The organism is Desulfatibacillum aliphaticivorans DSM 15576, from assembly GCF_000429905.1.
Taxonomy (GTDB): Bacteria; Desulfobacterota; Desulfobacteria; order Desulfobacterales; family Desulfatibacillaceae; genus Desulfatibacillum; species Desulfatibacillum aliphaticivorans.
Genome location: NZ_AUCT01000022.1, coordinates 70,241 through 90,736, shown reverse-complemented (window position 1 = coordinate 90,736; position 20,496 = coordinate 70,241). Strand labels below are relative to the sequence as shown.

The following is a 20,496-nucleotide window of genomic DNA, read 5'->3' as shown; positions in this document are numbered from 1 at the left end:
GTTCCTGGAAAACGCCCCCTTGTCGATCCGGTTGTAAAGTTTAAATAAGAATACCACTCGAAGAAGTTTTTAGTCAAATAATCTTAATCAATTTTTTTCCAAAAAAAACTTTGTCCGGAACGCCGCAAGCCTTGCCCGGCAACGCATTTCGAGCAAATCCGGCTTTTCGTCCCGGGACTTGGCCGCCGTTGCTGAAAAAAGAGCGGAGAGCTTGTTTTTAGAGAAAAAAAATTTAAAAAAATGAAGCATAGTCGATGAAAGGTGAAAAACCCAAAAAATCCATGTAAAAAATTTCACAATGTTGAGTAATAATTACTCGTGGGTGGGATAAAATTGGAAACCCGTCCTTTTACATTCTGTAAATAACTCCAAAAATCAACTTGCATTTTTTAAAAGGGGACATTTAGCACATGCCCAGGCTTTTCATCCTCCGCCACAAACTGGTGCGGCTCATGCCCAACAGATTCGCCGCCTCCTGGCGCTTGTTCCCGGCCTTTTCCAGCGCCCGTAAAATGGCCCTGCGCTCCGAAGCCTCATCATCGATGTCCTGGGGAATTCCGCTTTTTCGTTTGGCGGCAAATTCCTCGATGGTGGGTAAGTGCTTCATCATGATCACGGGGCCTTTTACGAACACATAGGCGTATTCCATGACCCTTTCCAGTTCGCGCACGTTGCCCGGCCAGTGATACTCCATGAAAAAGTTAAGCACTTTGGGGTCCAGGGCCCGCACTTCCTTGTGGTGCTTTTTGTTGAACATACGGATGAAATGCTGCACCAATAGCGGGATGTCCTCCACCCGCTCCCTCAAGGGCGGCAGGTGCATGGGCACGGTGCGCAGGCGGTAGTACAGATCCTCCCGGAAGGTTCTTTCCTCCAGCATGGCGGTAATGTCCAGGTTGGTGGCGCTGATCACCCGCGCTTCCATGGGGATGGTTTTGGTTCCGCCGACTCGCTCAAACATTTTTTGCTCCAGGACGCGCAGCAGCTTGACCTGGTGCTCGGGCCTGAGTTCCGCCACTTCGTCCAAAAAGATCGTGCCCCCTTTGGCCACCTCGAACCGCCCCGCCCGGGATTGGTCGGCGCCGGTGAACGAGCCTTTTTCATGGCCGAAAAATTCCGCTTCTATCAGGGATTCGGCGATGGCTGAACAGTTCACCGCCACAAAGGGGCCTTTGGACGACGGAGACAGGGAATGGATGGCCCTGGCGAAAATTTCCTTGCCGGTCCCCGACTCCCCCGTAAGCAGTACGCTGGCCTCGCTGGCCGCAACGTCCGGCAGCATCTGAAAAAGCCTGCGCATGACATTGCTTTGGCCCACAATGCCCTGGAACAGCCCGGTCTTGTCCGCCAGACTGGGCAGATGGTACTCGTCCGTCAGGCAGCGAAAGGTCTCCACAGCGCCCACTAACTGGCCGTCCGTGTTGCGAAGCACGCTCACGTTGACCAGAAGGTTCAGCTTGGCGCCTCCTTTATCCAGAATGCGCACGTCCTGATCCATTTTGGCGGATCCGGACTCAATGGCCTGACGCATGGGGCAGCCCCGTTCACACAAGTCGGACCGAAAGATGTCACGGCATTGCTTGCCCAAGGCCTCCTTGCGGGAAAACCCCGTCATTTGCTCCGCCGCCTGGTTGAAGGAGGTGATGCGCCAGTTGGTGTCTATGGTGAAAACCCCCTCGGGCAGGCTGTCGAACACCGCCCCCAACGAAGAGGAGGAACTTGCAAGGGAATTGTCCTCCTCTGTGGTATCGGCGAAGTATTTCACTTCCCGGAAAACCAGGATTACGCCGATCACTTTGGCTGTGTGCCCCAAAAGGGGATGGACCGAGTATAAGCACGAAAAACGTTTGCCCTCGCCGTCGATCATTTGACCGCGAACGCCGGTCCTGGGGGCGCCCCGGGTGATGGCCGTGTGCATGGCGTCTTTCGCCTGAGTCAGGCTGAGCCCTTTCATGACTCCTTCCAGCGGAAAAGGAACGCCGGGCCTGATGCCTCTCCCCAACAGCCGGCGGGCTGTGCGGGAGCATCCCATCACCGTTAATTCCTTATCCAGGGCCACAACTCCGTCCCCGGCGTACATTGCAAGCTGTCCTTCGATTTCCTGTCTTCTCATGAATGATTCTGCGTCCTGGATTCCATGCCTGAAACACCGGCGATTTATAATGGTTCATAGTACCAGAAGGCGGCCTTTCTGCAAAGGCTTCTTTCCTAAAATGTTTCACCCATGTTTCAAGAGGCTCTTTCAATGTATTTATTTGATTTTATATCATAAAAGTATAACTTGGCTCAGCCGCCGGGAGTGTTTCAAATCTGTTTCATATTATGTTTCATATTTAATAAATTATATAATATCAATATTTTATAATCAAAATCAAATGGAAAGTCACACGCAAGCTGAAACAATTTCAGGCCTCCTGGATGTTGCACGGAATGGCTCAATCACGTCTCGTGTTGATAATTCCTTTAAAAACAAGTTGTTACACAACTTGGCCCGGTCCTTGCCTTAGAGTAGGTCGCAAGACGAAAAAGGGACCGGCGCCGGATCCGGCGGGCCGCCCCCAAAGATGCTTTAAAAAAGCAACATATAAGGAGGGAACATGCAACAAACCGTAGACATAGAATCGATCATTGATCACTACCCGGGAGTTCAGGAGTCCATGGTGTTTATTCTCCAGGATATCCAAGAGGCCTTTGGCTACATTTCATTGGAAAACATGCAGGCCGCCTGCGACCACGTAGGGGTGCCTCTGACGCACGCCTACTCCATGGCGACCTTTTACAAGTCTTTTCGCCTGGAGCCTGTCGGCGAGCATGAGATTCACGTATGCCTTGGCACGGCGTGCCATTTAAAAGGCGGACCGAGAATCGTCGACGAACTGGAACGGCGTCTGAACGTCCATGCCGGAGCAACCACGGAGGACATGCGGTACACCCTGGAAACCGTGAACTGTTTGGGCGCCTGCGCTCTTGCCCCGGTTGTTGTGGTGGACAAAGAGTACGTGCCCAAGGTGACCGCCAAGAAGATCCAGAAAACGCTGAAAACTATCACAGACAACGAATAGGTCGTAGCAGGAGGCCAATAATATGGGAATTGCAAATTTAGCTGAGAAAATAGACGCGAAACGCCTGGAGTCCTCCGACGACCTGGTGCAGCTCCGTCGCGAGATCCAGATGAGGCAGGATCCCAGTCAAGTCCAGATCGTGGTTTGCCACGGGACTGGGTGCCTGGTTAGCGGAAGCCCTGCTGTAACCCGGGCTTTTAAAAAGGTCCTGGGCGAGACGGATATTGAAGCCAAGGTCATGCCCGGCGTTAAGACGACCGGCTGCCAGGGGTTTTGCTCCCGGGGGCCTTTGGTCACCATCATGCCCCAGGGAATCTTTTATGAAAGGGTCAGCCCCAAGGACGTTGAGGACATCGTGGAGCAAACGGTGAAAAACGGCAAGCCGGTGGAACGCCTGCTGTACAAGGACGTGAACACTGGGGAGCCTCTCCAGACCATGGATGAGATTCCTTTTTACAATCTTCAGACTCGCAACGTTCTGAAGAACATCGGAACCATCGACCCCACTGACATCTATGACTACATCGCCGTGGGCGGATATCAGGCCCTGGCCAAGGCTCTCACCACCATGACTCCGGAACAGGTTCTGGAAGAAGTGGAAAAATCCGGCATCAGGGGCCGCGGCGGCGCAGGCTTCCCCGCGGGACGCAAATGGCGCGGCGCGGTGCAGGCCAAAGAGCGGAAAAATCAGCCTCTTTACGTGGTGGTTAACGGCGACGAAGGCGACCCCGGCGCCTTCATGGACGGCAGCGTGATGGAAGGCGACCCCCATGCCGTGTTGGAAGGCCTGATCCTGGGCGCTTACGCCATGGGATCCGAAAAAGGCTACATGTACGTCCGGGCCGAATATCCTCTGGCTATCCAGCATTTGGAAATGGCCATGGCGGCCGCCAGGGAGTTGGGCCTCTTGGGCGACAACATTCTTAACACCGGCTTCTGCTTTGACGCCCAGATCAACCGGGGCGCAGGCGCCTTCGTCTGCGGCGAGTCCACTGCTCTGTTCACCTCCATCGAGGGCAAGGCCGGCGAGCCCAGGCCCAAATACGTCCGCAGCGTGGAGGAAGGCCTCTGGGGCTGCCCCACGGTTTTGAACAACGTGGAAACCTGGGCGAATATTCCCAAGATCATCGACAAAGGCGCGGAGTGGTACGCCAGCATAGGCTCCCCCAACAACACCGGCACCAAGGTTTTCTCCCTGGTGGGCAAAGTAAACAACGTGGGCCTGGTGGAGGTTCCCCTGGGAACGTCCCTGTCCACCATCATCGAGGATATCGGCGGCGGCATCCCCGGCGGCGGCGAGTTCAAAGCTGTCCAGACCGGCGGCCCTTCCGGCGGCTGCATCCCGTACAAGCACAAAGATGCGCCCGTGGATTACGACAGCCTGACCAAGCTGGGCTCCATGATGGGCTCCGGCGGCATGATCGTCATGGATAAGCGCGACTGCGTGGTGGACGTAGCCCGCTACTTCCTCAAATTCCTGGAAGAGGAATCCTGCGGAAAATGCAACCCCTGCAGGCTGGGCCTTACCCGCATGCGCGAGATCCTGGACGACTTCTCCAAAGGATGCGGCAGCGAGCAGGACATTGAAGACTTGATGTCCCTGGCCACATCCATTCAGGACGGCGCCTTGTGCGCCTTGGGAACCAGCGCTCCCAATCCGGTGCTCACGACCCTGCACTTTTTCAAGGACGAGTACCTGGCTCACATCAAGGATCAAAAATGCCCGGCCGGGGTCTGCAAAGACCTCATCACCTACTCCATTGATCCGGACGCCTGTACAGGATGCGGCGCCTGCGCCAAGCAATGCCCCAACAACGCCATCACCGGCGAGAAAAAGGAACCCCATACCATCGACACAGACGCTTGCATCCGCTGCGGCATCTGCGAGGAAACCTGCAAGTTCAACGCAGTGCTGGTGTCCTAAGGGAGGAAACGAATATCATGCTGAAATTCAGAATAAATGACATAGATGTTGAGGCCGAACCCGGCTGGACGGTTTTGGAAACCGCCAGAGAGTACGGCATCGAAATTCCCACCCTGTGTTTTCACGAAGCCGTCCAGGCCAGCGGCGCGTGCCGCCTGTGCATGGTGGAATTGCGCGAAGGAGACTGGACCAAGCTGGTCGCCTCCTGCGTGTATCCCGCCAAGGACGGTCTGAACGTGTACACCGAATCCGAGCGGATCACCAACGTGCGCCGCTGGATTTTCGAAATGCTTCTATCCGAATGTCCGGCAAGTCAGGAAATCCGGGACATGGCCGCCAAATACGGCGTCACATCCACCCGGTTTGCCATAAAGGACCCTGAACAGGACTGCATCATGTGCGGTCTGTGCACTCGGGTTTGTGCGGAGGTTGTGGGGGTTCACGCCATCGCCACCCAAAGCCGCGGCGTTTACAAAAAAATCGGCTCCCCGTTCATGAAGCCGAACGAAGCATGCGTGGCTTGCGGCTCTTGCGTGTCAGTGTGCCCCACCGGCGCTATGGCCAGGCGAATTGATCTGGTGCGCGGGAAGATGGAAGAGGACCAAACCAACGCCGCATAATGGCCGGCAAGGAGGTATGTTATGAGTACTGCACCCAAAGTAGGCGTCTTTCTCTGCGAATGCGGAGACAAGATCAAAGGCAACGTGGACATGGGGCTTCTGGCTCAAAAGGTTGTGGAAACCCCTGATGTGGCTTTTTGCAAAACCATGCCCTATCCGTGTCTTAAACCCGGCATAGCCGGCATCAAAAAGGCCATTGCAGATGCTGGCCTGGATCGTATCGTCATTGCCGGCTGCTCTCGCCGCCTTATGATGAAAAAATTTGAAAACGAAATGAAGGATTCCGGACTGGACGTGGGCCAGATCGCCATGGTCAACCTGCGCGATCACGTGGCTCTGGTGCATCCCGGCCTGGAGCCCGCCCAAAGGGCCGAAAAAGGCGCCAGGCTCGTCAAGAGCTCCGTGGCCGACCTGGCCGCCATGGTTCCGGGCCTCCGGTTTCAGATCTCCATTGAGAAGCCCGTCCTGATCATGGGCGACGGCATCGCCACTTATGCCGCGGCGCAGCAGTTCGCCCGCCACGGCGTGGAATCCATCATGGCCCTTTCCCTAGATGATGAAGAGGAAATCCGCCTGCTTCATGAAAAATATCCCGGAGAACGCCAGAATTTCGGCCGGGTGCGCAATATCATGAAAGCCGTGGAGGAAAGCCCCCTGGTCCAAAGAATCACGGTGGGAGATCCCATCGCCAAAAACGGCAAGACCGGAAACTACTCCGTCAGCTTTGAAAATCCTGAAGGCGGAGCGCCCATCGCCGTGGAAGCCGGTTTGATCATGGCTTGTCTGGACGGCGAGATGGAAAGCCCCGGACCGGAATTCGGCCATAACGGCGATTCGGTGATCTGCCAGTCCGAGGCGGACGAACACCTTTGGACGGTAGGCCCTTACAAAGGCAATGTGGTCTTTTGGATCAACGACGTGGAAGCCGGAACCCCTGAATTCGCTCATCTCTCCATGCGCGGCGCCTGGTCTTTGGGCCGGGCTATGGTGGAACGCTCCGACAAGTGCAACGTCACCATATTCCATAACCAGGATACGCCCCTGCCTCTGTCTGCGGAAGAACGCCGCATTTCCAGGAAACTGGGCATCCAATGGGTGGCGTACGACGGCAAAATCTGCCCCACGGTCCAGGCGCGGAACCTGACCTATCTGGTGAAGGATGACGGTCTGGAACGGGAGCTCCCCTGGGATCAGCTTATTCTCTCCCCCGTCCGCGTGGTCGGCAGACACGCCATAGACGTGGCCTCCCTCTTGAACCTGGATCATAAGGAAGGCCGGTTCCTGCGGGCTTACCATGCCCAGGTCAGGCCGGAAAACGTAGGACGCAAGGAAGCCATCCTGGCCGGCTCCGCAGCTTATCCCTGTGACTTAAGCCAGGCTTTGGCCCAGGGCAGAAGGGCGGCTATCAAGGTTGCCGAGACCATTGACCTTTCCAAGGACGGCAAGCTGTTCTCCCCCGCCATCGTCAGCGTCATTGATCTGGAAAAATGCATCGGCTGCGGACAGTGCGAAGAGCTGTGCGAGTGCGGCGCCATCCAGGTGGTGGAAGGCATCGGCGGCGCTTTCGGAAGAGCCGTCGACCCCTTGATCTGCACCGGCGGCGGAACGGGCGCGGCTGCGTGCCCCGAACAAGCCATGTACCTGCAGAACGCCTCTACCATTCAGCGCGAAGCGGCGGCCGGCGCCCTGGCCAAGGAACTGGCTCCCGGCGAAGTGGTGGCTTTCGGCTGCACCTGGGGCGGTTACGCCGCAGCGGATAACGTGGCCAAATCCGGGCTTACAATGGATCCTCGCCTGCACATGATCTACGTGCCCTGTGTGGGCCAGATCGATGCTACGGTCATGGCCAAGGCTCTGCTGGACGGCGCCAACGGCGTCATCCTCTTCGGCTGCGTGCCTGAGGAATGCCATCACTCCTTTGGGGTGGACCATGGCTGGAGCAGGGTGAACATGCTGAAAAAGCTGTTGGCCCTGGCCGGATTCGATAGAAAACGCATCGCCCTCGCCCATGCGGATTTCAACAATCCCGAAGGCTTTGTCAAAACAGTTGCGGGATACACGGAAATCATCGCCGGCATGGATCCCATTGAAAGGACGCCCCAGAACCTGGAAAAACTGCACGCCATCTACGATACGGCCAAAAACTCCAGGGTGCGTCTGCTGCTCTCCGCCGCCCTCCGCAGGCCGTGGGAAAGCGTATACCGCGGCGCCCAACGGCATGCTTTGGAATACGATCAGGAATTTGCAGGAGTCCTGGCGGAAGAATTCGCCCAAACCCGCCTTACCAGGGCCCTCAAGGCTCAGGGCGAACCCCAGACCATTAAGGACCTGGCCGTCCATCTGGATGCGGACAAGGATTACATCGCCGAGATGCTTATGGAAATGGCCTCTGAAGGAAAGGTCAACATGATCCACAAGCAGCGCAAAGCCCACTTTATGGTATAGCGGGCTGTCAGGCGGCTGACTATGTAAAATAAAAAAAGGTTGCAGGGCTTATACGCCCTGCAACCCGCCTCTTCACACCCAAGACGCCTTGAACCACGTTTTGGGGGCGCTTGCTCCAAACGACCCTCCCTGTCGCGGCGTGAGAGGACAGGTCAGGGTAGGCGGCATCAACGTCTCCAAATGCCGCTTACAGCCCTGTCCTTTTCTGGCCACTGGAGCAAAGGCATGGGGGAAAGGCCTCCTGAACCAAGGCCTTTCCCTCTCTACTTTTTCACCTTTTGCACTTGCTTCGTTTTTAAAACCCGGGAACCCTTGCGGGCTCCCGGAACCCCTCGCGTACAAGCCATGCCGGATTATCGGCCCGGGCTTTTGATCCTCCCCGTTATCAAGGTCGGAATTCCAATTTACGGTACGCTTAAAATTTTTTTCAATGAGACAACCGGGGCCTTTGCGCCGCGTACGGGCAGGCGGATTGTAAAAGCTGCGCCAATGTCCGCCCGGTTTTCCACGCTGATGAATCCCCGATGCTGTCGAACGAATCCATGAGTGATTGATAAGCCAAGCCCGGTTCCCGTGGGCTTGGTGGTGAAAAATGGTTCAAATATTTTATCAACGATGTTTTCCGGCAGCCCCGGCCCTGTGTCCGCCACCGATATTTCCATCCAGTTTCCTTCGGGCAGGAGTTTGGTTTCAAAGGTAATGGTCCCGCCCGGCTCGGTGGCGTCAATTGCGTTAAGCGCCAGATTGACCAGGCATTGCAGGATCTGCGCTTTGTCGCAATGCGCCTGGATTTCCCGCCCATGAAGATCGCATGTCAGGCGGATGTCTTTAAAGTTCGCGGGCTTCCTGACCAAGGCCGCCGCCTCAGCCACAATGTCGTTCACGTCTTGATCCGACTTGCAAGGCTCGGACTGCCGCGCAAAATCCAGGAGGTTGCTGACGATGTTGCGGCACCGCAGCGCCTCCTTGGCAATGAGCGCCAGTTCCTCATGTTCGGGATTGTCCGCCGGAATATCCTCCTGAATGAGCATGGCGCTGGTCAGGATGGTAGTCAGGGGATTGTTGATTTCATGGGCCACTCCCGCGGCCAATCTGCCTATAGCCGCCAGCTTTTCCTGGTCTCCAAAATGCTTTTGCAGATTGGTTTCCCAGGTGATGTCCCGCAGGAACTGCACCATTCCGGCCACCTCTTCCCCCTCGAAAACAGGATAGGATGAAATGGAATGAATCAGCTTGCGGCCCTCTTTATCCAAATGAATATGCACGCAACGATGGGGCTTACCGGTCTTTTTGACTTCAGCAAGAGGACAGGTGTATCGCGTGTCCTCGTTGTAGGTTTTTTGATGATGAAAGATTTCATGGCATCTTCTGCCAATGGCATGCCCTTTGGTCAACCCGTACTTTTCCAAAGGGAGGCTGCTGGCGTCCACAATGCGGAACGATCCATCCACCACCACAACTTCTTCCTGGCCGAACTCCTCGAATATGCTGTTGCATATTTCCCGAGCCCTTTTAAAATCCAGCTTCTCTTTGTGTGAAGGACCGGGATCTTCTTCCGGGCTTAAATCGTTTGCAGCCCCGCGTGACGTTTTCATTCCCTTACTCCCGCTTTTTAAACGAAGGCCCGGCGACAACGTATTCCTCTACGGCCTTGTGCAATGCCTTGGCGCTTAGCTGGATGCAGTCCTGCTTTTCGTCCGGCAGGTATTCCAGCATTCTTACAATGTCTTTTTCTTCAATGGCCAGCGCTTCTGTGAGGGTCTTTCCCTTGACAAGCTCCATAGCCGCCATGGCCGAGGCCACCGCTCCAGGGCAGCCCGATACCAGGGCCTTGGCCCTGTCCACCTTACCTTCGCGGATGCGAAGGTAAACCGTTATGCTGTCGCCGCATGGACCCGCCACTTCCGATACCTGGTCGGCGTCCGAAAGAACGCCCCGGTTGGGCTGCTCATTACAAAATTTTATAGCCGTGGCTGAGTACCCGGCGGTTTCCATAATGCCGGGATCAAAGCCGCCTTCGTCCATTTCGGGGATGGTTTGCTTATCCATCATACCCCCCAACGCAACTGCAAAAAATTATCTCGGGGAGCGGCCTCGCCTTGGACAGGATGATCGCCGGGAGACAAGTGGTTAAAAGCGATCCGGCCGCTCCCCGAAAACTTAAAGCATTCTGCTGACGCCGTTAGGCGTATATGTTATCCGGTTTGAACGGATGGGTTCCTTCAATCACCTCCACGCCCGCTTTGGCCTTGATTTTTGCAATCAGGGTTTCCTTATGCGGACAGTGATCCACGATGCAGGGTGCGATGTGCACCTTGGTGGGCTTCTCTTCCATGGGGGCGTTCCACAGCTTGAACTGAGCCATCCTGGTGACAATGGCGACGCCCGGGCAGCCGCCGCAACCCAGTAAACCGATCAATTCCACGTCCTGGTCCTTGTACTTTTCAAACTCTCCGGCCTTACGGTTGAAGCCTACCAAACAGCGGCTGCATGCAATGCAAACATCATCCATGGCCTTTTGGCAGCCAATGATCAAAACCTTTTCCATTGTTTCCTCTTTCTTTGCGGTTGTCCGGGTTGCAGGCAGAGCAATCGCGGATCCATTTCCAATTTCCTTTAAGCCGTCGGGTTGAATCTTCCCTCTTTAGGCCAATCTTTTAGTGATCGCACACATGATCCGGCCCGTGGCCGCAAGCATTATCCCCGGTGATCAGAGCGGAGTTAAGATAACTCTGGACCACGGATTCGGGATCATCGGCCGGAGCGCCGGTAATCACCTGGACGCCCGCCTGCTGAAAAAGTTGGATGGCTCTTCCGCCCATGCCGCCGGCAATTACCAGCTTGGCGCCGTGTTCGGCCACCCAGGGGGGCAGCACGCCGGGCTCATGAGGGGGCGGAGTTAGGAATTCCGTGCCCAAAATTTTCTTGGCTTCCGGGTCTACTTCCACAAAGGCAAAGACCTCGCAGTGCCCAAAATGCATACAAAGTTTTCCCTGGGCCGATGGTATGGCAATCTTCATTTCTGTCGTTCCTCCTTGGGTTTATATTTGGGATCAGGCAATGGACTTCATGGTTTCCAGAACCGTGTTCCAGATGTTTTTCAACTCATCGCCTATCCGGCTGGACTTATATTCAACAATGGTTTTGGCCTCTATCATGGCCTTGGTGAAATCCGTATCATAGGGGATTTCGCCGATTATGGGCGCCTTGGCTTCCTGGGCCCACTTTCTGACCGTTTGGGTCACTTCGGGATTCAAATCGCATTTATTGACTATGATGTGGATGGGAATCTTAAAGTGATTGCATAAGTCATTTACTCTAATCAGATCTTTTAAGCCGGACTGGGTGGCTTCCGTGACGGCGATCACCAAATCCGCTCCCGTCAAAGACGCCATGACAGCGCAGCCGATGCCCGGAGGTCCGTCCACCAGAACCAGGTCCAGCTTCTCCTCTTCCGCAACGTCGGCGGCGGCTTTTCGCACTTCGGTCACCAGCTTGCCCGAGTTTTCCTGGGCGATGCCCAGACTGGCGTGGACCATAGGGCCCGTCCTCGCCTGGGACAAAAACCAGTACCCGGCCTGACGCTCCACGGTATAGATGGCCTGTTCCGGGCAGTGTTCCTTGCAAACCAGGCAGGCTTCGCAAGCCAGGGGATCCACGGAGTAATTGTCGTCCTGGATCACGATAGCGTCGTATCGGCACAAATCGTTGCACAGGCCGCACCCTACGCACAGATCCTGATTGATCCTGGCGATGGGCATGGCGTAAAAATCCACGGATTTTTCCACTTCAGGGGAAAGCAAAAGGTGCAGGTTGGCCGCGTCCACGTCGCAATCCGCTACAACCACCGGAGCGGCAAGGCTTGCAAACGCCGCGGTCACCGAGGTTTTGCCTGTGCCGCCCTTGCCGCTGATAATGGTTATGGTCTTGGCCTTGCCGGTTTCAGCCATTATTCAATCCTTCACTAATTGTATTGATTACTTTTTTAAACCCGTCTTCCAAAGAAGGCATGGACGACAAAATGTCCTTGCCAGCCGCGTAGCCTTCGGCGATCTCCCGGCTATGGGGAATTTCCAGCAAAATGGGAATGCCGTTGGCCTTGCAGTATTCCTGGATGCAGTCGTCCCCCATGCCGGCCCGATTGAGTATGACGCCGGCGGGGATGTCCATTTGCTGGACGGCCTGGTACGCCATGTTAAGGTCGTGCAGGCCGAAGGGCGTAGGCTCGGTCACCAGGATGCAATAATCCGCCCCGCCCACGGCTTCCACCATGGGACAGGTGGTTCCCGGAGGGCAGTCGAGAATCGTATTTTTCGCCTCCAAACACTCCGCCTGGCGTTTCAACGCTTTTATCAGCGGAGGGCTCATGGGTTCACCGATGCGGAGCTTGGCGTCGTAGAAATCCAAATTTCCCGCCTTGCCCCATTGCATGGTTCCAATCAGGCGCCCGCCTTCGGTAATGGCCTTTGGCTCACAGGCGAGCACGCACCCTCCGCATCCATGGCACAACTCGTTGAAGACGAGGACGCTTTTGCCCAAAACGGCCAGGGCGTTGAACTGGCAAACCCGGGAGCATTCTCCGCAGCCCGTGCATTTGCCGTCGTCCACTTCCGGGATCATGACGTAGGCGTCCTGGGTATTTTGGACGTCGGGATTGAGAAACAGATGCGCATTGGGCGCTTCCACGTCGCAATCCACCAGAACGCACGACCCCATCACCCTGGCCAGGGCTACTGCGACAGTCGTCTTGCCGGTGCCTCCTTTGCCGGATGCGATTGCAATATGCACTACCAGTGTCCCTCCACATCCGCGCCGGCAGCTTTCTGCAGTTTGCCGGCTTTGAAGTCTTCAATGGCCTGGGCCACGGTTCCGTTGCACCCCGTATAAACTTCAATCCCCGCCTTGTTGAGCGTTACATAGGCTTTGGGGCCGCAATGGCCTGTCAGCAAAGCCTTGGCGCCTGTATTGGCTACCGTCATGCCGGCCTGGATGCCGGCGCCCTGAGCCGCCTGCAGGTTTTGATTGTTATCTACGGCTTTAGCCTCTCCGGTTTCCGTGTCCACAATGATAAACTGAGCGGCCCGGCCGAACCTGGGGTCCACTTGGCTGTCAAGGTCCGGGCCTTGACTTGAAATGCATATCAACATCTTATTCGGTCTCTTTCTTGGTTAGTTGGTTTACGGCCTCCTTAAGGGCTTTAACTTCGGACCTCAAGGATTCCAGCTCTTCTTGGTCTCCGGACTCCACATAATCCGCGTTCACAGGGCCTGCTTGCGCAACCCCGCGATTCCCGAATCCCCGTCCGGCGCCCATTCCATAGCCTAAGCCCCGGCCCATGCCGAGACCGCGTCCGGCGCCTCTGACGCCCCGGCCGCAAAAACCAGCTCCGCGTCCAGTCAACGGGCCGTTACCCAACGGGCCTGTTCCATCTCCTCCTGGCATAGCTTTCACCTCCTTTCACACGCCGCCTTTGCCGCGGCCTTTATTGGATGCGTTTCCCTGGCCGGAGCCTTTACCTCTCCCCCGGCCTGTTCCGTCCTGCTTTCCAGTGTTGGAATTTATATTCCTGCGGCGCCCTTGTCCTTGTCCTTGTCCTCCGCCCTGTCCGCGGCCTTTTCCCCGCGGCCCGGTTCCGTTCTGGTTGGGCATGGAACCTCTCCTTTCGCACGGACCGCATGTGCAGGCCCGGGCATAGTACCTGTGCAGCCCCTGGCATCCGGGCATGGCGAAGCAGGGATTATCCAGGGCGCCTGATACACAGGCGTTTACAATCTCATCCACGTCTCCGGCTACAAAGGGCATCACTTCTATCCCCACCGATAAGGCGCGGGCGGCAAGGGGCTCGGATATGGCTCCGCAAACAAGCCCCCTGACCTGCAAGTTCTGCAAGGCGGCCAGTCTTTGGCCAGGAATATCCGGCAGGTTTTCAAGGCGGCTTTCCACCACCTCTCCCTGCTCCACGTCCAGGACCAGCACTTGACGGGCTACGTCAAATACCGGGGATATCCTGTTGTTCCAAATTGAAAGGGCAATTCTCATTGGTTCACCTCGCTCTGCCGCCCTATTAAAGCAAGGCCTGTGCCAAGAAAGTTTCAATGGCCGTTATTCTCATTTATAGATAATAAATACAGTTGGTTGGTTTTAGATATGCGGAAATGTTTCAATGGCATTTAGTAGCTGATATGCTACTCTGTTTTTGGGCTTTGTTGCAGAAGTGCTACTGTATGGCCGGCGCTATTTGGAAGTGCGGCGCCGGCCGTCTCTGGCGGGCAGGGGAATGCCCAGAGCCTTGATTTTTCGGAATAGGGTGGTCTTGTGCATGCCCAGGTCCTGTGCTGCGGCCAGGCGGTTGTAATTATTGCGTTTCAGGGCGTCCTGAATGGCCTGGGCTTCCACGGCCCGGAGGGTTCCGGAGAGATCCGCATCGCCGTGATGTTCCATGGCGCTTGAGCGGAAATGCTCCGGCAGATGCTGTATTTCTATGGCCCCTTCTTGGCAGAGGACGAATGCGTGTTCGATGAGATTTTCCAATTCCCGGATGTTTCCGGGGAAGTCGTGGGCCATAAAAGCGGAAAGCACCTCCGGGGTGATTCCGATAAGGTACTTGTTTTGCATCCTGTTGAATTTGGCCACGAAGCGGTCCACCAAAAGGGGGATGTCGGCCTTTCGCTCCCTGAGGGGCGGGAGTTCCACTGCCACCACGTTGATGCGGTAGTACAGATCCTGGCGGAATTTTCCCTTTTTTACCAGACTGGCCAGGTCCTGGTTGGTTGCGGCCAGAATGCGGGCGTTGGTTTTTAGAGACTGGGTTCCGCCCAGGGGTTCGTAGGTTTTTTCCTGCAGGACCCGGAGCAGGCGCACCTGGAGGGCGGGGCTGATGTCTCCGATTTCATCCAAAAACAGGGTGCCGTCCTCGGCCAGGGCGAAGCGTCCGGGTTTGTCCTTTTCCGCGCCTGTAAAAGCGCCGGCCTTGTATCCGAACAACTCAGACTCCAGCAGGGTGTCGGGCAGGGCGCCGCAATTGACCGCGATGAACGGGGCGTCTTTGCGGGGCCCCAGGTTATGCACGGCGTGCGCCAGCATTTCCTTGCCGGTGCCCGTCTCTCCCTGGATGAGCAGGGTGCTGTCGCTGGCCGCCACCTGGGGGAGTATGTCCAGAATATGGCGCATGGAATCGCTTCGGCTGACCATATCGCCCACCTGAAAGCGCCCCTCCAATTCCTTGCGAAGCCCTTCCACCACGCTGAGATCCCGGAATGTTTCCACGCCTCCGGCCACATTGCCTTCTTCGTCCCGCAAAATAGCCGTGGAAACGCTGATGGGGGTCCGGCCGCCGTCGGCGTTTAGAATATAGGCGGATTTATTGATGATTTTCTCGCCGGTGTCCATGGTATGGCGCAGGGCGCAGGCGCTTTCACACATGCTGGCGCGAAAAACCTCCCAGCACAGACGGCCGATGGCTTCCTGGCGGTTGACCCCGGTGATGTCCTCGGCGGCCCGGTTAAAGGAGGTGATTCTCCAATCGTGATCCACGGTGAACACGCCGTCGGAGATGCTTTCCAGGATAGTGTCCGTTCTGTCCAACAGAGGGGCGGTGTTTTTGTCTTGTTCAGTCAAGCCTGCTTCCTATTATTTGAAATTTTTTATAAAAATATCAAATTCAAAAGACCTGACTTACAATAACACCTATTATCCCGTTCGGCAATGTCGGTCCAATTAGTTTTTCGTGCAACGCCCGGCGATCAGTCGGTTTCAGGGTTCATTTCCGGTTTACCCGGAAACCGGCCCGTCCTGAGTCCGTGATAGATGGCGAAAGCCAGCGCTATGGAGCACGCCATGGAAATCATCATAGCCAAGGCGGGAGTAGAATACCCGGTCAGAAAGGTGACAAATGCGCTGGCCGCCGAACCAATGAACATCTGCAGCGAGTTCAAGGCGCCGGAGGCCGTCCCCGCGATGTGGGGCAGGGGCGCCACGGCTTCGGCCATGCAATTGGGCTGGATGGTTCCGGCGCACATCATGATCAGAAACAGGGCCGGCGCCATGGTTTCCAAGTGGACGAATCCGTTCAATACCAGGACCAGAGCCGCCGCAACCGCAACAACCATGCACGCCAGGCCCCGGTTGATTATGGTCCGGGCGGGAACCTCGCGTTTTCCCAATCGGTAGCTGATGTAGGAACCGCACATGAGCCCAAAGGAAGTGAAGGCAAAAACCAGGGAGTACAGGTTTTCGGACAAACCAAGCTGCACCTGGAGCAATCCGGGCGACCCGGAAATATAGGAGAACATGCACCCGAAAGTGAAGGCCATTAAAAAGGAAAAGCCCAGAAAGGTCTTACTCGTTGCAATTTCAGCATAGGCGCTTCCAATCTGCTTCATGCTCAAAGGGATCCTTCTGTCTTCCTCCAGGGTTTCCTCAAAACCCATGGCCGTCAGCAAGAGTAACAATGTACTTAGTCCGCCTTGCACGGCGTGAATGGTTCTCCAGTCCGACCAACTGAGCACCCAGGCGCCGATGATAGGGGCGACGAGCGGGGCGACAGCCACAACAAGCATGATCCGGGAAAGCAGCCTGGGCGCCTCGGCTTCGCTCAGCGTATCCCTGACAATGGCCAGGGGCAGCAAAATGCATATTCCGCTGGCGATTCCCTGGATCAGCCTAAAAATCAACAAGGTCCGGAAAGAGGGGGCGATCATGCACGAAAAAGCGGCTATGGACGTAAACAGCAGGGACAGCAGCAACGTGGGCCTGCGCCCGAACCGGTCCGCCGCCGGCCCCCCCACTATGGGAGCGACGGCGAATCCCAGCAAAAACAGGCTGAAGGTCAAGGCGCCCTGGCCTGAGGCTATTCCCAGGGAGGCTTCAATGGCTGGGATGGCCGGGAGATTCATGTCAATGGATAAAGGCGGCAGCGAAGCCAGCCCTGCGAGCATGCCTGTGTATAGCAGGCTTTGGGGTTTTATGGGTCGAACTAACATCAAATAATCCTGAAAAATTAAGGTTGACGCTCCGGAAAGCGCAGACCGGGAAGAAATTCCGGCAAGTGGGGTTTTATTTTCCTAAGAAGGTCCAGGAGGTCCAGGAGCAGATTTTCGGGAACGCCGGCCATGAAGTCCTCATAAGCGCCGGCCGTGATGGCCTGGACGCTTTCCACAATTTCCAGCCCGGCGGGGGAGAGTATGACGTCCTTTTTACGCCGGCAGTCCGGGTTTGCTTTTCTTTCCACCAGTCCCTGGCGCACCAACTTGTCCACCATCCGGCTGGCCGCCGCATGGCTGAGATGAACCCCTTCGGCAAGGGAGGCTATGCTTTGCGGACCGAAGCCGAATATCCTGAAAAGCGCGTTCATCTGGCTGTAGGAAAGGTCAAAAGCGTGCATGGTGCGGGCCATGCTGTGGAAAAGACGGGTGGCCGCCAAGCCGTGCATCCTTTCCAGGATGATGGAGAGTTCCCTGCTTTTATCGCCGTTCCATTCATTTGCAGTCGTCATTAGGCCGTTCCTTGAAATATGCATTCATGCAATATATGCACATATGCACATATGCATATATAACCCCGCCAAGCCGGCTTGTCAACATATACATGGGATGTTTTTAACCCGGGCGGGCGTGCATCCGGATCAATAATTTTTGGTGTCGAATTTTTTTTCGCATTGCCAAGGCTTTTCGCGAGGCGCGATGGGAAACCTCTTATCACGGATAAATTCTATGCGAATACTTGTCACGTAATGATCCTAATAATTCAAGATGTTATATGTTTTTAGCTGCGATTTTGCTACTCTGGCTTTCGGCGGTGAATTTTGGCGCCTGGTTTGCTTTATTTGTCTATGCCGGGGATGCGGGTTTTTGGCCGGAAGAGTAATTTGATGAACAGGAGCGACGCAACGATGATGCCCAAAATCAATCTATTGCCTTTTCAGATAAGCCAGGACGGCCTGGCTAAAACTTTGGAGCGCGAGAAAGTGCTGTTTGTGAATATGCAGCGCTCCGACGGGGAAAAAGGGGTGCTTGTCATGACCTGGACTCCCACGGACGGCCGTCCTTTAAGCGATGAGGCCATGGCAATGGCGAAGAAGAATTTCATGACGGCTTCGGAGAATCTGTCCCTGTTTCATCGCATGCGCATGCTGGCCGCTTACGATGAGTTGACGGGCCTGTATAACCGGAGGGTGGGCAAGACGCGTCTGAACGAAGAAATTTCCCGCTCCCAAAGGCGAGGTTCTCCCTTATGTGCGGCCATGCTGGATTTGGATCATTTTAAGGCGGTCAACGACACTTACGGCCACCAGGCCGGAGACCGGGTGCTCAGGCATGTCTGCCGAATTTTTCGGGAGTGCCTGCGTGCGGAAGACATTCTCATACGGTATGGAGGCGAGGAGATTCTCGCCGTCATGCCCGGCACGGAGTTGGAAGACGCATGCGATATTCTGGAACGCTTGCGCGCGTCCGTCGCCGACGAACCCTTAAACCATAAGGGGCGTTGCATCCCTGTAACCGTGAGTGCAGGCGCAGCAAGGCTTCATGAAGCGGAAGACGGGCCTAATGACGCCGGCAGCCTCGTTGCCTTGGCTGACCGGCGTCTATATATGGCTAAACAGAAGGGGCGCAATCAGGTGGTTTGTTTTGATTTAGAATAAATTGCCTGATCTGCGCATGAGCGAGCGGGATTCCGCTTTGCGTATTCTTTCCTCCTGTTCCGCCTTGCGTTTTCTGGCGCCCTCGAGTTTTTCCATGAGGTCCTTGAAATCCGCAGGCTTGTTCAGGTAGTCGAAGGCGCCCAGCTTCATGCCTTCCACGGCGGTGTCTGTCGTGCCGTGGCCGGTCAGCAAAATCACCTCGGTGATGGGCCTCCTGCGTTTGATTTCCCGCAGGGTTTCGATCCCGTCCATGCCGGGCATTTTGATATCCAGGATAACCACGTCCACGTCCGTTGATTCAAGGACATCCAGGCACTCCTGGCCGCTGTTCACGCCTTTGACGATTTCCCCCATTTCTTCCAGCCGCAGGGAAAACATTTCCACAAAATCTTCTTCGTCATCCACGACGAGTATGTTGATGGGCACCCGCACCATGGCTGTCTCTCCTTTCCAGTTCTCTGGCTTTGTCCCGCCAGTCGATGTCGTTGCAAACTTCGGGGCAGGTTTTGCTCAGGCGAGGCACGTTTACCTGAAAAATGGTTCCCTTGCCCACTTTGCTTTTCACTTGCATGTCGCCTCCCAGGCGTTTGATGATGTCCAGGCTTACAAAAAGGCCGAGCCCGGTGCCCTTTCCGGGAGGTTTGGTGGTAAAAAAAGGTTCGAAAATCCGCTCCAGGTTTTCTTTGGGGATTCCATGGCCCGTGTCCGAAACCTGGATGGTCGCCCAATCGTCGGACGAGTGGTAACCCAGGGACACCCGGCCGCCCCGGTCGCAGGCTGCGATGCCATTGGAAACCAGGTTGATGAGCACTTGCCTCAACCTGTGCGGATCCGTCCACAAGGCTGCTGAGCAGGGGCTCTCTTCCTTTATGACGGTCACGCCGGCCGCCGAGGCCTGGCCGGCCGCCAGCAGGATGACTTCCTCCACAAGATCGTCAAGCTCGATTTCCCGGTATACCGCATCCGGCTGCCCGGCAAAACCCAGAAGCTGCATGGTTGTGCGCCGGGCCCTTTGCACGCTTTTTTCTATCTTTCCTATAGCCTTCTCGAACCGGTCATGAAAAGGCATTTCCTTGCATTCGTCCTTTTCCAGGAGCAGTTGCAAGTACCCGGCGGCTTCAGAGATTATCGCCAGGGGGTTGTTGATTTCGTGAGCCACGCCGGCTGCAAGAGTTCCCAAAGAAGCCAGCCTTTCCGCCGTGGCCATTTGCTTTTCCAGGGCTTCCCGCAACTCCGCTTCCTTGGCGAGGTCGTGCTGGTGTCGGCTCTTGTCGTAGGCCTGGCGGATTTTATTGAGCAGGTTCTCCGTTTCCACCGGTTTTCGAAGATAGTCAAACGCCCCGGCCCGAATGCCGGCAATGCCGTCCTCCACCGCGGCGTGGCCTGTCAGAAGGATAACCTCCGTATCAGGAAAGTCGCGCTTAATGCAGGCCATGGTTTCCAATCCGTCCATGCCGGGCATTTTGACGTCCATGACCACCACATTGGCGGGGAAGGCCTTGAGCGCTTCCAGGGCGCTGTTTCCGTCGGCAGCCTGGAAAACTTCTATGCGGCGGCGCTCCAGCCTCTTGGCCAAAGCCTGCCGGAAGGCTTCCTCGTCATCCACTAATAATACTTTAACGGCCTTTTCGGTGCTCACGATTGATCAAATTCCCCATGTTGAGCGGTTGCTGCGGATTTTGTCCGGGATTCGCTGTGGAGGCCCGTGATCCGGATCTCGCATTCAGGAAACAGGACATGCAGCATGGCTGCTATAGCTTTGCCTTCTTTGTCAGGTTTGCTGGAAGTTACGATAATCTTATGCAT

At 55.9% G+C, this 20,496-nt stretch carries 21 protein-coding genes; 5 read left to right on the top strand and 16 right to left on the bottom strand.

Features of this window, described 5'->3' with window-relative positions; translation table 11 throughout:
• Positions 1-403 precede the first annotated feature (403 nt).
• Positions 404-2,113, bottom strand: coding sequence for a sigma 54-interacting transcriptional regulator (locus G491_RS0118790; protein WP_248635442.1), 1,710 nt, complete (start codon positions 2,111-2,113; stop codon positions 404-406).
• A 484-nt stretch (positions 2,114-2,597) separates the two neighbouring features.
• Here G491_RS0118790 and nuoE point away from each other — a divergent pair, with 484 nt between their 5' ends.
• Genes nuoE through G491_RS0118770 form a run of 4 tightly spaced genes read left to right on the top strand, consistent with a single transcriptional unit; the run spans position 2,598 to position 8,051 of the window.
• Positions 2,598-3,062, top strand: a complete 465-nt coding sequence (nuoE, locus tag G491_RS0118785; protein ID WP_015947040.1) for an NADH-quinone oxidoreductase subunit NuoE — start codon at positions 2,598-2,600, stop codon at positions 3,060-3,062.
• A 22-nt stretch (positions 3,063-3,084) separates the two neighbouring features.
• Entirely contained in the window at positions 3,085-4,986 is a 1,902-nt protein-coding gene (locus tag G491_RS0118780) for an NADH-ubiquinone oxidoreductase-F iron-sulfur binding region domain-containing protein (RefSeq protein ID WP_028315670.1), read from the top strand.
• A gap of 17 nt (positions 4,987-5,003) precedes the next feature.
• The gene (locus G491_RS0118775; RefSeq protein WP_015947038.1) at positions 5,004-5,606 is read left to right on the top strand and encodes a 2Fe-2S iron-sulfur cluster-binding protein; all 603 of its coding nucleotides are present in this window, start codon (positions 5,004-5,006) and stop codon (positions 5,604-5,606) included.
• Positions 5,607-5,627: 21 nt separating this feature from the next.
• Complete coding sequence (locus tag G491_RS0118770; protein WP_028315669.1) at positions 5,628-8,051, top strand: hydrogenase iron-sulfur subunit; 2,424 nt, start codon at positions 5,628-5,630, stop codon at positions 8,049-8,051.
• 404 nt (positions 8,052-8,455) lie between these two features.
• On the opposite strand, the gene G491_RS34205 is transcribed toward G491_RS0118770, so the two are convergent.
• From G491_RS34205 to G491_RS34195, 12 genes are all read right to left on the bottom strand, one after another.
• On the bottom strand, positions 8,456-9,646 hold the full coding sequence (locus G491_RS34205; protein WP_028315668.1) for a two-component system sensor histidine kinase NtrB: 1,191 nt from the start codon (positions 9,644-9,646) through the stop codon (positions 8,456-8,458).
• Positions 9,647-9,650: 4 nt separating this feature from the next.
• On the bottom strand, positions 9,651-10,103 hold the full coding sequence (locus G491_RS0118760; protein WP_136360610.1) for an iron-sulfur cluster assembly scaffold protein: 453 nt from the start codon (positions 10,101-10,103) through the stop codon (positions 9,651-9,653).
• 130 nt (positions 10,104-10,233) lie between these two features.
• Positions 10,234-10,599 (bottom strand): CGGC domain-containing protein, encoded by a 366-nt coding sequence (locus G491_RS0118755; protein WP_015947034.1) that lies wholly within the window; start codon positions 10,597-10,599, stop codon positions 10,234-10,236.
• Positions 10,600-10,708: 109 nt separating this feature from the next.
• Entirely contained in the window at positions 10,709-11,071 is a 363-nt protein-coding gene (locus tag G491_RS0118750; protein WP_015947033.1) for a NifB/NifX family molybdenum-iron cluster-binding protein, read from the bottom strand.
• Positions 11,072-11,104: 33 nt separating this feature from the next.
• A complete protein-coding gene (locus tag G491_RS0118745) occupies positions 11,105-12,001 on the bottom strand; it encodes an ATP-binding protein (RefSeq protein WP_028315667.1) in 897 nt (298 codons plus the stop codon).
• Complete coding sequence (locus G491_RS0118740; protein WP_028315666.1) at positions 11,994-12,839, bottom strand: ATP-binding protein; 846 nt, start codon at positions 12,837-12,839, stop codon at positions 11,994-11,996. Before G491_RS0118740 ends, G491_RS0118745 begins: the two co-directional genes overlap by 8 nt.
• Positions 12,839-13,198: a NifB/NifX family molybdenum-iron cluster-binding protein gene (locus tag G491_RS0118735; RefSeq protein WP_028315665.1), complete on the bottom strand. Its 360-nt coding sequence runs from the start codon at positions 13,196-13,198 to the stop codon at positions 12,839-12,841. The genes G491_RS0118740 and G491_RS0118735 overlap by 1 nt, the downstream gene beginning before the upstream one ends.
• A 1-nt stretch (position 13,199) precedes the next feature.
• Positions 13,200-13,493, bottom strand: a complete 294-nt coding sequence (locus G491_RS31505; RefSeq protein WP_035219451.1) for a DUF5320 domain-containing protein — start codon at positions 13,491-13,493, stop codon at positions 13,200-13,202.
• A gap of 15 nt (positions 13,494-13,508) precedes the next feature.
• On the bottom strand, positions 13,509-14,090 hold the full coding sequence (locus G491_RS34200) for a NifB/NifX family molybdenum-iron cluster-binding protein (protein ID WP_051327375.1): 582 nt from the start codon (positions 14,088-14,090) through the stop codon (positions 13,509-13,511).
• 195 nt (positions 14,091-14,285) lie between these two features.
• The gene (locus G491_RS0118715; protein WP_028315664.1) at positions 14,286-15,668 is read right to left on the bottom strand and encodes a sigma-54 interaction domain-containing protein; all 1,383 of its coding nucleotides are present in this window, start codon (positions 15,666-15,668) and stop codon (positions 14,286-14,288) included.
• Between the two features lie 125 nt (positions 15,669-15,793).
• A complete protein-coding gene (locus G491_RS31495) occupies positions 15,794-17,032 on the bottom strand; it encodes a multidrug effflux MFS transporter (RefSeq protein WP_051327374.1) in 1,239 nt (412 codons plus the stop codon).
• A 17-nt stretch (positions 17,033-17,049) separates the two neighbouring features.
• A complete protein-coding gene (locus G491_RS34195) occupies positions 17,050-17,544 on the bottom strand; it encodes a MarR family winged helix-turn-helix transcriptional regulator (protein WP_051327373.1) in 495 nt (164 codons plus the stop codon).
• 396 nt (positions 17,545-17,940) lie between these two features.
• On the opposite strand from G491_RS34195, the gene G491_RS31485 reads away from it, so the two are divergent.
• Positions 17,941-18,690, top strand: coding sequence for a GGDEF domain-containing protein (locus G491_RS31485; RefSeq protein WP_051327372.1), 750 nt, complete (start codon positions 17,941-17,943; stop codon positions 18,688-18,690).
• On the opposite strand, the gene G491_RS0118695 is transcribed toward G491_RS31485, so the two are convergent.
• From G491_RS0118695 to G491_RS35570, 3 genes are read right to left on the bottom strand one after another with little or no spacing between them, the layout of a single operon-like run.
• On the bottom strand, positions 18,682-19,125 hold the full coding sequence (locus G491_RS0118695) for a response regulator (RefSeq protein ID WP_015947023.1): 444 nt from the start codon (positions 19,123-19,125) through the stop codon (positions 18,682-18,684). The genes G491_RS31485 and G491_RS0118695 overlap by 9 nt on opposite strands.
• Entirely contained in the window at positions 19,088-20,329 is a 1,242-nt protein-coding gene (locus G491_RS0118690) for a sensor histidine kinase (RefSeq protein ID WP_028315663.1), read from the bottom strand. Before G491_RS0118690 ends, G491_RS0118695 begins: the two co-directional genes overlap by 38 nt.
• Positions 20,326-20,496 carry a hypothetical protein gene (locus G491_RS35570; RefSeq protein WP_157468398.1) on the bottom strand — a complete coding sequence of 57 codons (171 nt, stop codon included), beginning with the start codon at positions 20,494-20,496 and terminating at the stop codon, positions 20,326-20,328. The genes G491_RS0118690 and G491_RS35570 overlap by 4 nt, the downstream gene beginning before the upstream one ends.